This window comes from Vibrio sp. 10N.286.49.C3, assembly GCF_041469545.1.
GTDB classification, from domain to species: domain Bacteria; phylum Pseudomonadota; class Gammaproteobacteria; order Enterobacterales; family Vibrionaceae; genus Vibrio; species Vibrio tasmaniensis_A.
This window is the reverse complement of record NZ_JBFRKT010000008.1, coordinates 32,883-47,567: the sequence shown is the minus strand read 5'-3', so window position 1 is coordinate 47,567 and position 14,685 is coordinate 32,883. Positions and strand designations below refer to the sequence as shown.

The following is a 14,685-nucleotide window of genomic DNA, read 5'->3' as shown; positions in this document are numbered from 1 at the left end:
AACTGGTTAATCATTCTAAGTAGAGTTAGTGGTCAAACAATCTCGGAACACCCGTTTGCACACAAACATCATTCAGTCGTTTTTGTGCCGTGAGAATATTCTCTTTCCAACGTTCATCTTGAGCCCACATCTCGATCACGAGTGGCACAACGCACTCAGTCTCTTTCAACGTTTCAAAAATAGCATTGAAGTCAACTTCGCCATCACCAATCACTAAGTCTCGAAACTGCCCTTTGTACTCGTCAGTCACTTTATAAGTGTCTTTGAGGTGGATCTGAGTGATATGAGGCTTACTCAGTTTTAGCTCAGTCACTATGTCGTAATTCCAACCAGAAATATTACCCACATCCGGATACGCCGTGAAATACGGTGAATTGACTTCGCGACTCAGCACTTCGAACTTACTCAAAGAGTTCAAGTAATCGGTGTCCATAATTTCCACAGCAAGCATTACGCCTGATCTTTCCGCCAACTGCGCCGAAAGCTTCATGCCTTCAATGAACCTCTGGTGAGTCACTTTATCGGCTGGCTCGTAGTAAACGTCATACCCAGCCAATTGGATGGTACGAATACCCAATTTGTAAGCGAGTGAGATCGCTTTTTCCATATGAATAACTGCTTGTTCACGAATCGCCGGATCTGCTGAACCAAATGGGAACCTACGATGCGCGCTTAAACACATGGATTGCAGCGGTACACCATGCTTTTCACACAGGTGACGCAAGGCATACACTTCTTCGTCATTCCAATCTAATCGACTGCGACGCTCGTCTGATTCATCGACCGATATCTCAAGAAAATCAAAGCCGAGTTCTTTGGTTTGCTTAAGTTTATCTTCCCAGCTGAGTTCGTTAGGTAGAGCCTTTTCATAAAGCCCAACACGGTGGCGTAACAAGTTTTGATACATAACGCCTCCTAGTTCCAGTAGCGATCGATCTGAGCTTTTAGCGCTTCTGCTGTCTCTTTACCTTTGTCGCCTGCAAGTGCACGGCCTGCGATAAAGGTTTTCGCCTTAATGCCTTCAAATAGGTATAGGTCTTCAGGCACGATACCGCCCGTGATAGAAAGCTCGATACCCATTTCAGACAATGCACGCATCTTCACGAGATCTTCTTCAGTCCAGCCCACACCAGCTAATTCAGCGTCACGAGAACGGTGATAGATAGCTTGAGAGATACCTAGGTCGACCCAAGATTGAGCATCGTCCATTGTCCAGTTACCATAAATTTCGATTTGGATTTCACCGTTAAATTCATCAGCGACTTTCTTACATGCACCAATGGTTGCGATGTGTGCAGCAGCAGAAACGGTAATCCAATCAGCGCCCGCTTCGAATGCCATACGAGCCAAAATAGCACCGCCATCGGTGGTTTTCATATCGCATACAAGGATATGGTCTGGGTGGTTTTTACGAAGCGTAGAAACCGCCGTCATGCCTTCTGCGAAAGCCAAAATAGTGCCCACTTCAATCACATCAACGAAGCTTTCAACGTTGTTTGCCACTTCAATTGCTGCAGGAAGATTTGTTTGGTCTAGGGCGATCTGAATCATTGGTTTAGTCATGTTGTTATCCTTTAATTTGTTCACGTATTAGACGGGCTAAGCCATCATGGTTGTTATCTGTTGAGCACACGCATTGAACGTGTGACTTGACGATGTCATCAGCATTGAGCATCGCTACGCCTAACCCGGCGTACTTGAGCATGGAAATGTCATTGTGGTTATCACCGACGGCAATGACGTCATCGGCTTGATAACCGAGTTCTGCGATGTATTCAGCAAGGCGTAGGCCCTTACTGTTACCTTTCGCAGCAAAGTCGATTCGGTTTGACCAAGAGCGCTCACCGTTGAAGTTCTCTTCTATCCATGGGTGTTGCATTAAACGGTCTACTGAGTCTTGGCTACCTTCCACCACAAACTTCCAAACGTGTTCGGCTTGCTGAGCCGTTTCAATGAATGATTCCACTTGGTAAATTTGAGGGCGATGTTGCTCTGGTGCCGTTTCCGCCCAACTTTCCAATGCCAACATGTAGGCAAATGGGTTGTAGTGTGAGTACGTCATGGCATGCGTGATGTACATGACCATTTTGAGCTGAAACTCGTCTGCCATATCGATGAAGGTCAGCGCTTTGTCTTTATCTATCGCGTTTTGAGTCAGTACCGTTTCAGTCTGATAGTCGTAAACATAAGTGCCGTTACAGCAAATGATTGGCGTATCTAACCCCAATTCGTAGTAATAAGGTCGTGCTGCTGTGTGGTGTCGACCAGTCACAATCACGACATGACAACTTTGTTTGGCTTCTTGGATCGCCTTTTTCAGTTCTGGATGAATCGTGTGATCATCCTTTAACACGGTTCCATCGAGATCTAACGCCAGCACTTTATACATAGAGTCCTCTCACTTATTCCCTGAAGTCGGGCCTAATCAATATTGAAACTACTTAGAGCCGAAGCTCGTTAAACGGCTTACTTAAACAGCCTACTTAAACGAACAACCGATTTACTGTTGGCCGTAATAAGCATTTTCACCGTGCTTACGTAAGTAGTGTTTGTCGGATAGTTCTGGCTGAATTTTGATGCCGCTATTCAAGGTGCGCGTTGCCAACGCCATTGCAGACACTTCTTCTAATACCACCGCGTTGTGAACCGCATCGTTGGCGTCTTTGCCCCAAGAGAAAGGTGCATGTCCTGCAACAATCACGCTGGGAACGGCCATTGGATCGATTCGACGCTGCTTGAACTCTTCAATGATCACCAAGCCAGTATTTTTCTCGTACTCTTCAGCAATTTCAGAGTGAGACAATCGACGTGTACATGGGATGTCACCGTAGAAATAGTCAGCATGAGTGGTGCCCAAGGCTGGAATATCGATACCGGCTTGTGCCCAAATTGTGGCACTGCGTGAATGCGTGTGAACAATGCCACTGACCTCAGGGAAAGCTTTGTAAAGCTCTAAATGAGTTGCGGTATCACTTGAAGGATTAAGTTTCCCTTCAACAATGTTGCCTTCTAGATCGACGACCACCATATCTTCAGCTGTCATATCGCAGTATTCGACACCCGATGGCTTAATCGCTATCACGCCATTAGTACGGTCAAACTCAGAGACATTGCCCCAAGTGAATGTCACCAAACCATACTTCGGAAGCTGCAAATTGGCTTCTAAGACGCGTTGTTTCAGTTGGCTATATATAGACATAGTTGTCTCCTTACGCTGCTTCCGCTTGCAGTAACGCAGCATCAATTAAACGCGCCACTTCTTCTGGGCTTTTGCATGCGCGAAGTTTTGAGAAATCTTCATCGAACTCAATCAAGTTCGCCACTTGCATGGTACCGTCGATGTGTTCTTCTGAATCTTTACCCGCTAGCGTGATCAGTACATCAACTGGCTCATCAACACCTTCAAACGTAATGGGCGTTTCAAGCACGGTTAACGCAAACCCGGTACGAATCACACCATCTTCAGGGCGGCAATGAGGCAGAGCGAACGCATCGTGAATACAGATATAAGGGCCTTCTTCACCAATCGCTTTGGTAATCGCGTCGTAGTAACGCTCTTCAGCAACACCGGCTTTAACCAATGCGTCAGTACCTAGCTTGATCGCCGCTTTCCAGTCAGTTGCTTTTGCGTTCAGTAGGATAGAGTTATTCTTGATAAGAGATTCTTTTAAGTTCATGTTATTGCTCACTTATATAATTGTTTTTATTGGCTCAGCAGTGCGATACCACTGAGCCGTTTTTAATTATTTATGAAAGTTGTTCTCGATGATGGAAACAAGCTCGTCGCCGAAAGTTTTCACCATAATCATGTTCTTAACCGCTAACTGTTGCTTACCTTCAGGCAGACCCGTGATCTTCGCTGCCAGAGCAACCGAAGTAACGATGATGTCGAATGAACCAAGGTGCGATTTGTAATCAGTGATAGCGCTGTTAAAGGTCGAACTAGGAATGCCTTTCTTGTCCAAGTACTCTTTGATTTTCTTAGAGCACATCATTGAAGAACCTTGCCCTGAACCACAGCACACTAAGACACGAACCGGTTTCTGTTCAGCTGCTGGTGAGACGCGAATTTCTGACGTTGTAGGAGCTGATAGAGATTGATCAGTTGCTGTTGATTGTTGTGGTACTGCGACTTCAACCTCAATGCCCTCAGGTGTTACTGCGGTCATTGTTTCAGCGGCAGCTTCTGCGTCTTCTTCAGCTCGTAGTTGTTTAGAAGCGAAGTACATGTAGACACCAGCTAAAGCCAAAATCCCGAAGAAGAACATGTTAGAGCTCGAAATACCTTGCATGATAGGTGGGAATACCAGAGCCCAGTCAGCCATACCCATCCAGCCATTAAACTCTGCTCCCGATTGAGCAAAGATATGAATTGCCCAAGCAGAACCAACCACTTCGATGATGCCCATCACGAAACAGATCTTCATTACCGCTTTCCAACCACCGAAGTGGTTCGCAAACACACCAATCGTCGCGTTCGAGAAGAACATTGGGATAAAGCCAGGAATGATCATAATAGGAGAATCAAAGGCTAACATTGCAAGAACGGCTGTGAATTGACCAACAGCGCCCCACATGAAACCGAACACCATTGCATTTGGAGAGTATGCGTAGATAGCCGCACAATCGATTGCTAACACAGCGTTAGGAATAAGGCGTTGAGAAATACCATTAAATGCCTCAGACAATTCCGCTACGAACATACGGACGCCGGTGACGATAACTTGAATAGCCACTGCGAATTTCAACCCAGTTTCGAAAATATAGATAAACCAGTGTGTTTTTCCTGCCATGTCTTGAAGGTTATCAAGACCAAATGAAAGAAGAATAATGCCGAAGAAAGCAGTCATGACTAGCGTTGTCGCTGCGATACTGTCGTGGAAAATGTGTAACCATTTAGGCAGTTTGATGTGGTCAACGCTGTCATTTTTGTCGCCAAGCTTAGGAGCAACCTTTGTCGCTACCCATGACGCAAACTGTTGTTGGTGACCAATAGAGAAACCCGCCCCGCCAGTAACCTCTTGGGTAGGCTTGAACATGATGTTAGACGAGATACCCCAGTACAACGCCATCAATATTGCTGAATAGATGATGGTTTCCCACATACCTGCACCAAGCACGAAGTAGAAAACAGCAATGAGGCCAGCTTGTTGGAACATGATATGTCCCGTAAGCATGATGGTTCTGATGCCCGTGATGCGGCGGAAGGCAACAAGAAGAATATTGAGACCAAGTGCCAGTAATACGGCATATCCAACCCAAGAATAATTGTCTCCCATGGTCTCCATGGTAGACATCATGGTTGTGTACGGATCTATCACTGACCCCGTCAATCCATGAATCTCACTCATTTTCAGAATCACTGGTTTGAAACCCGCTACCAATGTTCCTGCACCTACCTGCACTATCATGAAACCAACGATGGTTTTGATAGAGCCGGAGATAATAGTTGTTGCGTCACGCTTGAGTAGAATGTAACCCAGACAAGTAACAAGACCGAGTAGCAAAGGTGCTTTGGTCATTACCTGACTGTAAAAAATATAGAAAATATCGTATAAGAATTCCATATCTTTACCCCTGATTAATTTTAATTTTAATGGTATGTAGGATGTGATGATGTCTATTTTTGCTCACGAATTAGACTTTACCAATCAAAAGTAATCATTCAATGCTCACTTGTGATTACTTTGATTTATATCAATTAACCACACCCAGAATGTGCCTAATTGAGCTTCGGATCACACCAAAAAACAACAAATCAAATAAAATCAATAACTTATAAATCATTGTGATTAAGATCTAGTTTTTATAGCAATGTAGTTTGACAATCATGATGGTGATTATTAGAATCAAAACAAATCAAAAGTAATCATCAAATTGTCACAACGACATAAAGAGTGATAAATATGAATGAAGTACAAAGACATAACGGCATCGTGTCGCTATTAGAAGATATGCAGACAATAAACGTCTCACATATTATTGATAAATTTAGTGTTTCACCTGCTACTGCAAGACGTGACATCGCTAAATTAGATGAAGTTGGCCGACTTAGAAAAGTTCGAAATGGCGCTGAGCGAGTAGAGAATCAGAAGAGAAAGTGGTCACCACTCAATATCAACAGCACTGAGTTCTATGAAGAGAAAGCAGAGATTGCGCAAGCAGCAGCAGGACTTTGCGAGGCTGGAGATACAGTTGTGATCAACTGTGGTTCTACTGCGTTCCTACTTGGACAACAGTTATGTGGGGAAGATGTACAGATCGTAACGAACTACTTCCCACTCGCAAGCTACTTGATCAACGAAGATCATGACGATGTCATCATCATTGGCGGTCAATACAACAAAGCGCAGAACATCTTTTTAAATCCCGCGCCCAATTCGCTGGGAGGCTATGCCGGAAACTGGATGTTTACCTCTGGTAAAGGCTTAACCGATGCTGGCCTCTACAAGGCCGACATGTTAACTGCTGTAGCAGAGCAGCAAATGCTTGAACAGATCGATAAACTCGTTGTTGTTGTCGACAGTTCAAAGGTTGGACAACGTACCGGAATGCTCTTTTGCAGCACCAAGCAAATAGACATCGTCATCACTGGTAAAGATGCCAACCCCGAAGTCGTCAAGCGGATTGAAGCTCAAGGGACGCAAGTCATCCTAGTTTAAATCGAAGGCTAACTAGCCCACCAATAATAATAAATTTAGCTCAGTGCCTTAATCAAAATTAAGGCGCTCGGCTCCCTACATCCAAAATTAATCAAATTATTGAAATAAAAGGTATTATCATGAGCAACGTAAACGAAATCACTCGCGAGTCTTGGATCCTAAATACATTCCCTGAGTGGGGCACATGGTTAAATGAAGAGATCGAGCAAACCGTCGTGCAACCAAATACATTTTCTATGTGGTGGCTTGGCTGTACAGGTATTTGGCTAAAATCAGAAGGTGGTGCAAACCTATCAATGGACTTCTGGTGTGGTACTGGTAAAAAAACACAAGCTGTTCAAAAAATGAAAAACCAGCACCAAATGATGCGTATGGGCGGTGTTGAAGCACTTCAGCCAAACCTACGTACTGCAATCTTCCCATTGGACCCTTTCGCTATTAAAGAGATCGATGCGGTTATGGCATCTCATGATCACGGCGACCACATTGACATCAACGTTGCTGCAGCCGTTCTACAAAACTGTGGCGAGCACGTTAAATTCATTGGTCCTAAAGCGTGTGTTGATTTATGGATGAAATGGGGTGTGCCAGAAGATCGTTGTGTTATCGCGAAAGTTGGCGACGAGATTAAGATCAAAGACGTCAATATTAAGGTTCTTGATGCATTCGACCGTACTGCTCTAGTGACACTTCCTGAAGGCACTTCTTCTTTAGACACTGATATCTTAGGTGGCATGGACGATCGTGCAGTGAACTACCTAGTAGAAACGACAGGCGGTTCAGTTTACCACTCTGGTGATTCTCACTACTCAAACTACTACGCTAAGCACGGTAATGACCACAAGATCGACGTTGCACTGCTTTCTTACGGTGAAAATCCACGTGGCGTAACTGACAAAATGACGTCTTCAGACATTTTACGTGCCGCTGAATCTTTGGATTGTGAAGTCGTTGTTCCTTTCCACCACGATATCTGGGCTAACTTCCAAAATGACCCACGTGAAATTGAAATGCTGTGGAACATGAAGAAAGAACGTCTGCAATACGGCTTCGCACCTTTCTTCTGGCAAGTCGGTGGCCGATACACTTACCCTACAGATAAAGGTCGCATGCACTACCAACACTTCCGTGGTTTTGCAGATATCTTTAAAAATGACCCAGAACTGCCATACCGCGCATTCTTGTAATCATTAGTACCAACATTAATTAGGGAGCGATTCGCTCCCTTTTTTAATCATCGAATAAGGATATTGATATGGTATTACGCGAATTTAAGGAGCATTTCAAACGTGGCGATTTAGAATCAGCAATTGCCGTAAACTCTCCAAACAATGATGGCTATTACTTGATGGTTCTAAGCAGCAAATGGGGAATAAATAGTTTCTTAGAGTCCGACCGAAAGCTGAAACCAAGGGTATTCAAGACCCAACAAGCTCTACTAAATGCGGCAAAATCAATTGGCTTCAGTCATCAATCAGTCGATATGCAAAATTTCTAGAGCCTTCTGCCTCCTGCTCTATCAAATGATCCCCTTCGTCTATCTAAATAATTCTAATAAAGCAAGAACAGCCCTTCATAACCGCCAATATGAATTTCAGTCACATACTCTCCGATGTTGCCGTTTTCATCGACAGGCTTCATCGGCACGTCCAATACAATCATCAGCTTCTCTGCCTCATAAAAGCTCGAATTCTTACCGTGGAAATCCGTGCGGTACAACACACGACCATTGCTGAACTCTCTCGCTAACACCATATCTTCAGGGCCACCAGCGGCCACCAGATTTTTAGATTGATACATAAAGTACGTGAACGTCGGTAGAACATGAGTCATACCATTGGGCAGATCAGCATGCATCACTTCACTCATCGATGAATCACCAACGATGGTGTAATCAGCGAGCTGAGGTGTCGTTGTCGACAGCATCAAAGGAATTGGCTCAAATCCCTGTAGGACCTGATGACTCGGCTCTCCCAAATCAACGGCTAATAACGAACTTGGTTGATAAGCGATATTTTTAGGGACACCACTTTGCCAGAAAATGTCTGCAGTCGTGTTATCACTCCCATAGACGTAACTATTGTTCCACTGATTAAAATAGCTGTATTGAGCATGTCGATTGAGGTGGTAAATCGCTAGGGTCGAGTATTGGTCTTTCTTCCAATTCTCTTCACTATTTCCTAGATACTGGACTCGCCCGTAACGCGTTGTCGCCTGAAAAATCACTCCTTTTCCATTGTAGGCGAGCGCAGAATTATCCCAGAATTTAGAGATCCCCGAGTAACCACTAAATCCAGTAGACGGAAAAATGTAATGCTCTCTCAGATACAAAGACCCGGCTTCGCTAAGATGAGACTGCCCATTTCGACCCAGCAAGTTCGCCGTACCAATGTTCAGCCCAATAGACGCATCACTTTCTAAAGCAGATAGATTTTTGAGAAACGCTGAAAATTGTTGCGTGTAGAGAGCATCCGCTTGATTTGAACCCGCAACAGCTCCTAACTCTTGAACATGTCCGCCAGAATGGACATAGAACTGGTTCGAGCCAATGAGTTTATTTGTATCGTCGTTGTATGCACCATTCAAACCTTGGATTGCCCAACTTTGCTTGTAGTAGCGATGAATGGCCGATAAATAATCCGCGTTTGCGACGTTCGTTAACGACCAAGATGAATTCGTGCTCCACATTCGACCAAATGGCACCACTCTTGATTCCCAACGAAAACGCGCTGTCGCATTCTTATTGGTTCGATTTCGATACTCGCTTGGCGACAAGTAGTTATCGCCATTCAGGTCTGCAGACACGTCAAAGCCACGAATTTTTCGCCATTGGCTGATAGCATTGCCATCCGGAGTTGTGGTCGGAGCGTCGGTTAACTTAACGGTTGGAAAGCTGCTTTTGAGTTTTACTTCTTTTAACCGCGGCCTGTCGTCTGCGTTCTCACTTTGCCAACGAACTCTCACAACGTATAAACGGCCACCCTCTCTCAAAAAGGTTGAACCAAAATACTGGCCGCCACCATAACTCACCCCACTGCCATCATGATTTGTGGCTCTTACCCAGTTACCCGGAAGGTTCCAAATCACCGATTGGTTTCTGGTCATATTGAGCGTTTTGTCTTTCTTTACATCGAGCCTTTCCCACTGTGAAACCCTTCCGTGAGAGTCAATAGCTGTTGGGTATTCAATCCAGAATTCGCCGCTGACAGCAAACTGTGAGAACTTAAAGGTCAGACGTTCGAACTGTTCAGCATGATAGACATACAAAGCCCCGCCCAGTTCGAAATTCTCAAACACATCAGCATCCCACGGAGGCTCTTGATACAGCCAAAAGCCAGCATGGTCTTCACTGGCTGTATAGCCCAAGATCATAGGCTTTCCACTTAAGAGAGTATTTTCACCGTGGGTGTTATCAACTTCTGCGAGCACTGTATCTTCAGAAAAATGGAGAAAGAAGTCTTCAAAATTAACGCCATGTGATTCTGCGTTATTACGAAGGTCGTTCTCCAACCAACCAGAATTGAGCTCCATTTTTTGGTTATACATATACCCAATTGTCGTAGCTCGCTTATTGTCGGTTTTATCTGCATAAGAGCCAAATACGAGGTCACTGTTCGCAATTTCCCAATCAATGACAGCATTCGCAGACATTGGGGAGCCCGAAAGATCAGCGCCGGATTCATGTTGCCCTGGCAGTACAATCGCTGTACCAACAGCAAAAGAATAGCCGGTGATTAAATATGAAGGAATGAGTGTGAGCAGCCCAGAAATGTAAATTTTCATGATTCAAACTTCCTAATCGACACCATTGCCATTCAAAATACTTCCTTTAAAATCAACATATTAAACATCAACTTTTTTTTGGGGGGGCAATGTACGAAAAAAGTATCGTCTAGAAAAGTTCATAGTTCAAGCGTTAAGCCACCCGGTTCAACGAGCATTTAAGTGTGCCATCAAATACCCGAACGAAGACAATCTGAAACTACCGCCAGCTTAAGGGGGAAATGACGGCTTCAATACAAACACGACCTAATTTTGAGGTTAAATAATCGCGTTAGTAGATAGAGAAACATAACGAGATGATTGGATTAACGCATCTAATCTCAGTTTCAAGGCTCCTCTATTGAAACTCAACTTAGATAAGCTAGTCTCGGTGATCTAAACAAGAACGATGACAACAGAGAGTGGTAAATAAAGTAATGTACGTTGACTATCATAAGCGGCTGATTCCCGTTGTCCGCTATTTAGAGAAACACTTTAACGAGCCACTCAACCTAATCGAAGTCGCGGCGTTAGCCAACTTTCCACCCTACCATTTTCATCGCACTTTTAAAGCCGTTCAAGGCGAGACGCTTGCTGATTTCATCAGGCGACTGAGGCTTGAATCCGCAGCTGATGATCTTTTCAAATCCAAGCAATCTGTCCTGAATATCGCTCTGGAATATGGTTTCTCGTCCTCGCAAAGCTTGGCCAAAGCATTCAAACAGCACTTTGGAGTAACTCCTACGGCATTTCGTGATTGTGAAGATTACCAAGCGTTTTCTGAGTTGACGCGAAATAGCAAGATTGGACACACGTTGCGCAAGAATGGAAACGCAGCAACCGCAGGCAATTCATATACTGACTCCGAACCAACAACATGGAGTAGGACAATGAAAACGCAACAATTCGAACCGTCAAAACTAGCGTATGTACGAGTGACAGGCCCCTATGGACAGGGTTATGAAGAACCAAGCGGTCGTCTTTATCAGTGGGCTGAAATGAAAGGATTAGCAGGTAACAGCTGCATCTTTATCTATCATGACAATCCAGAAATCACGCCGAACGATAAATGCCGTACCGACATCTGCTTGATGGTTTCAGACGACACTGAAGTGCCAAATGGAATAGAATTAAAAGATTTTCCCGGCGGACAATATGCAGTGATGCGCCAAACCATCACCGAGCTAAGCCAATACGCTAAAGCGTGGGACGACCTGATGAGTAAGGTCATAGAGTCCGGCATAGAAACCGAAGACCGCCCTTGCTTTGAGCTTTACCACAGCTACGATCCACAAACTCAGCATTCAAACGTTAGCTTCTGCACCGCAATTAAATAACAAATAAAATTCAGTAACAAAGCCTACCTCGCGTAGGCTTTCGTTCTTTCGTTAACGAACCAATAAAGACTCTTACGAAAGCTTCTTAAAGTCTATTGAACCACTTCCCTTGATGGTCGCGGTCGCAATTTTCTTGTGTATCGTAGCTAACATGCTTATCGATATTCTTCAGTTGAATCCCAACTTGATTGAACGCTTGTTGGATAGCCCGAGAGGCACTCTGCTGACCCCCCCCCCCCTCTAAAAAGTTCGTTCTATCCTGATTGGTATCGAATACGCAGACGATTTTCAAACTTTGCGGGAATGAAGAGAAATTGACCGTATGAGTCACCCACAGAAAACCATCGAAGCCTTTTAACGTGTCTTCACAAACGTCCGTTAACACGTCTCTGATTTGATTTTCGATCTTCTTATCTGATTTACGCATGAAGTAAGCATCCTATTTAACACCTTAAAAAATAAGGTTTTTCGGTCAATGTTGTCTTAACCGACATTGGACACTGTGGCTGTTTCAAATGCAAAGTATTTATTGGGAAGAATCGACTCGAAGATATAGAGGAAACGCCTCATGCTTGATCACTGACGAGGCAATCAAACATGAGCCGAATATAGAATTTACGAAGATCTTAGCTCGCCACTTGTTCCCAATCAGTCAGTAACTTCATGATTACGCGAGAGTCTTGGTGAGTCACCATTGGTGCAGTAAGTTGTGTTTCACCTCGCTCAACCGCTTGGCGAATATTACGCACTTGATAATGGAAGCCATCGCCTTGCGCTTCGACTTTCACTTCACGTGTCGATGTTTCATAGATCTCAACCGTGAATGTATTGTCTTCGGTCGGTAGCCATGGGTTGGTGTCGAGTGTAATACAACCTTTGCTGCCTAGAATCGTGAAGCCATGCTTTAAGCCATGGTCTTCTGCAGTATGAATTTGCGCGGTGAAGCGGTCGTTGAAGCGCATCATCGCCGACGATTCACAGATATTACCATCTTGGCCTCGTCGACCGATTGCTGAGATCTGCACGTCATCAAACACACTTTCACCAAACTGTTGTTGCGCAACAGAATGAATCAGCGACATTGGGTAACAACCTAAGTTGTATAGCGCGCCTTTGCTCGCAGGATTCACGAACTGGTCAATTGCAGCAACGTAGGAACCTTGAATTGAGCGCACTTCACCAATCTCACCAATAGCTAATTCTTGATGAAGCTTGGCAATCAATGGATGGTTTAAGTACATCAAACCTTCAGCGAAGAATACGCCCGCTTCTTTTACCGCTTGCAGAGCTTGTTCGGTTTTTTCCATATCAACCGATAACGATTTTTCACACAGAATCGCTTTGCCTTTTTGAGCCGCTTTAATCACGTATTCGTGGTGAACGTGATTTGGTAGAGCAATATAGATAATGTCGACTGACTCATCTTCAATCAGGGCTTCATAGCAGTTGAAGGTTCGTGTTGGTTGATATTGGGCTGCAAACTCGTTAAGTGTTTTTTCAGTACGACCAACGACGGCATACAGCTCGCTTTGAGCATCGCCTTTGATCGCATCCGCCATTACGCCTGAGATAAAGCTGGTTCCTAGGATTCCCCATTTCATGACTTAGATCTCCTGCTCTTGTGTTTTGATAGGTCCACGTTACGTTTCAAATGCTTGTACTAATTCCGTTATATCACGCTCAATAAACGCTTGGGTATGAGGCATCACAAAGTGCTGATTGATCGCTTCACGGTTAGCGTATTGCTCAAGCAAAATCACACGATCGCTTTGGTTTTGATCATAGCTTGCTATCGCTTGTAAGCAGCCCGGCTCGCTTTGCATGTCTAAACAAAACTGTTCGATGGCTTCGACCGCAACAGCTCGCTCGATGTTAGTTTTGATCTTAAGTTCTGCAGTAACAAAGATGGTTTCATTCGTCTGAGGCATTTCACGCTCTTATTTTAGTTAATTATCGGTTTGCCATTAATATAATTAACCCCTAATAATTGATAAACTCACCTTTTGTTTATTGTTTATCAATCAAGAGTGTTTAATGGACAAGTTAACCAGTATGAAGGTCTTCGTTTACGTGGTCGAGCAAGGCAGCTTTCGTAGCGCCGCCAACCACTTCAACTTGTCCACCACCTTGAATCGAGCCTCAACTCTCAACTGATCCACCGCACCACGCGTAAGCAATCGTTAACCGATTCAGGGCAGCTTTATTATCGAGAATGTAAACGAATTCTCGAAGACATCAGCAATGCAGAGAACCTGATTCAAACCTTGGAAAACCAACCACAAGGCACGGTAAAAATTAACTGCCCAGTTACCTATGGAAACAAGGTGCTCGCCCCTATCGTGGCCAAATTTCTCGCACATCACCCAACCATCAACGTTGAGCTGATGTTGAATAATGACCTTGTCGACCCTTATTCATCCGACATTGACCTGATTGTGCGAATTGGCGACCTGTCCGATTCAAGCTTGGTCGCAAGGTATTTAGGGGATTATGAGATGTGTTATTGCGCCGCGCCCGCTTACCTAAACCAACATGCTGAAATCAGAGTACTAGAAGACTTGGCGCAGCACCCATCGCTTGGATTCAGTTACAGCAGCCAAGCCCCTCACACCACACCGAATAAAGAGCGTGTGCGCTTGATGTCGAATAATGGTGATGTGTTGCGATATGCAGCCCTTCAAGGCGTAGGCGTGTTGTTACAGCCGACTATCTTAGTCGCAGAAGAAATTGAGCGTGGAATGCTATTGGAGATCTTGCCCGGCATGGCACCTTTCCCTAAGCCGATTCACTTGCTCTACAAAACCAAGCAACTGTCGTTGAAGAACCGAACCTTTGTCGAATTCTTGTTAGCCACTCTTTCTGAGTAACTAAGCGCTGACGAATTAGCAAAGAGGCTTCTAAGTAACGAAGAGTTTTTTTAACAA

The 14,685-nt window shown here is 44.4% G+C and carries 14 protein-coding genes and 1 pseudogene; 5 read left to right on the top strand and 10 right to left on the bottom strand.

Features of this window, described 5'->3' with window-relative positions; genetic code table 11:
• Positions 1-25: 25 nt before the first annotated feature.
• The 6 genes from AB4180_RS03165 to AB4180_RS03140 all read right to left on the bottom strand — a co-directional run bounded on the left by AB4180_RS03165 (position 26) and on the right by AB4180_RS03140 (position 5,567).
• On the bottom strand, positions 26-907 hold the full coding sequence (locus AB4180_RS03165) for an L-ribulose-5-phosphate 3-epimerase (protein WP_102249462.1): 882 nt from the start codon (positions 905-907) through the stop codon (positions 26-28).
• 8 nt (positions 908-915) lie between these two features.
• Complete coding sequence (locus AB4180_RS03160) at positions 916-1,563, bottom strand: 3-keto-L-gulonate-6-phosphate decarboxylase UlaD (RefSeq protein WP_009845897.1); 648 nt, start codon at positions 1,561-1,563, stop codon at positions 916-918.
• 4 nt (positions 1,564-1,567) lie between these two features.
• Positions 1,568-2,389, bottom strand: a complete 822-nt coding sequence (locus AB4180_RS03155) for a pyridoxal phosphatase (protein ID WP_017096287.1) — start codon at positions 2,387-2,389, stop codon at positions 1,568-1,570.
• A 111-nt stretch (positions 2,390-2,500) separates the two neighbouring features.
• Positions 2,501-3,193 (bottom strand): L-ribulose-5-phosphate 4-epimerase, encoded by a 693-nt coding sequence (locus AB4180_RS03150; protein WP_029222802.1) that lies wholly within the window; start codon positions 3,191-3,193, stop codon positions 2,501-2,503.
• A 16-nt stretch (positions 3,194-3,209) separates the two neighbouring features.
• The gene (locus tag AB4180_RS03145; protein WP_009845900.1) at positions 3,210-3,677 is read right to left on the bottom strand and encodes a PTS sugar transporter subunit IIA; all 468 of its coding nucleotides are present in this window, start codon (positions 3,675-3,677) and stop codon (positions 3,210-3,212) included.
• 66 nt (positions 3,678-3,743) lie between these two features.
• Positions 3,744-5,567: a PTS ascorbate-specific subunit IIBC gene (locus AB4180_RS03140; RefSeq protein ID WP_017102301.1), complete on the bottom strand. Its 1,824-nt coding sequence runs from the start codon at positions 5,565-5,567 to the stop codon at positions 3,744-3,746.
• Between the two features lie 339 nt (positions 5,568-5,906).
• On the opposite strand from AB4180_RS03140, the gene ulaR reads away from it, so the two are divergent.
• From ulaR to AB4180_RS03125, 3 genes are all read left to right on the top strand, one after another.
• Entirely contained in the window at positions 5,907-6,662 is a 756-nt protein-coding gene (ulaR, locus tag AB4180_RS03135) for an HTH-type transcriptional regulator UlaR (protein WP_017096290.1), read from the top strand.
• 119 nt (positions 6,663-6,781) lie between these two features.
• Positions 6,782-7,849, top strand: a complete 1,068-nt coding sequence (ulaG, locus tag AB4180_RS03130; RefSeq protein WP_017089479.1) for an L-ascorbate 6-phosphate lactonase — start codon at positions 6,782-6,784, stop codon at positions 7,847-7,849.
• Between the two features lie 68 nt (positions 7,850-7,917).
• Positions 7,918-8,160: a hypothetical protein gene (locus AB4180_RS03125; RefSeq protein WP_009845904.1), complete on the top strand. Its 243-nt coding sequence runs from the start codon at positions 7,918-7,920 to the stop codon at positions 8,158-8,160.
• 53 nt (positions 8,161-8,213) lie between these two features.
• On the opposite strand, the gene AB4180_RS03120 is transcribed toward AB4180_RS03125, so the two are convergent.
• Entirely contained in the window at positions 8,214-10,445 is a 2,232-nt protein-coding gene (locus AB4180_RS03120) for a hypothetical protein (protein WP_102249463.1), read from the bottom strand.
• Between the two features lie 416 nt (positions 10,446-10,861).
• Between AB4180_RS03120 and AB4180_RS03115 the strand changes: the two genes are divergently transcribed.
• On the top strand, positions 10,862-11,761 hold the full coding sequence (locus AB4180_RS03115) for a GyrI-like domain-containing protein (protein WP_017102299.1): 900 nt from the start codon (positions 10,862-10,864) through the stop codon (positions 11,759-11,761).
• Positions 11,762-11,846: 85 nt separating this feature from the next.
• On the opposite strand, the gene AB4180_RS03110 is transcribed toward AB4180_RS03115, so the two are convergent.
• The 3 genes from AB4180_RS03110 to AB4180_RS03100 all read right to left on the bottom strand — a co-directional run bounded on the left by AB4180_RS03110 (position 11,847) and on the right by AB4180_RS03100 (position 13,689).
• Entirely contained in the window at positions 11,847-12,188 is a 342-nt protein-coding gene (locus tag AB4180_RS03110) for a Fis family transcriptional regulator (RefSeq protein WP_372081752.1), read from the bottom strand.
• 199 nt (positions 12,189-12,387) lie between these two features.
• Positions 12,388-13,362 (bottom strand): Gfo/Idh/MocA family protein, encoded by a 975-nt coding sequence (locus AB4180_RS03105; protein ID WP_102249464.1) that lies wholly within the window; start codon positions 13,360-13,362, stop codon positions 12,388-12,390.
• Positions 13,363-13,401: 39 nt separating this feature from the next.
• Complete coding sequence (locus AB4180_RS03100; RefSeq protein ID WP_029222801.1) at positions 13,402-13,689, bottom strand: putative quinol monooxygenase; 288 nt, start codon at positions 13,687-13,689, stop codon at positions 13,402-13,404.
• Between the two features lie 106 nt (positions 13,690-13,795).
• On the opposite strand from AB4180_RS03100, the pseudogene AB4180_RS03095 reads away from it, so the two are divergent.
• Positions 13,796-14,628, top strand: a pseudogene (locus tag AB4180_RS03095) (LysR substrate-binding domain-containing protein).
• The last annotated feature ends 57 nt before the right edge of the window (positions 14,629-14,685 follow it).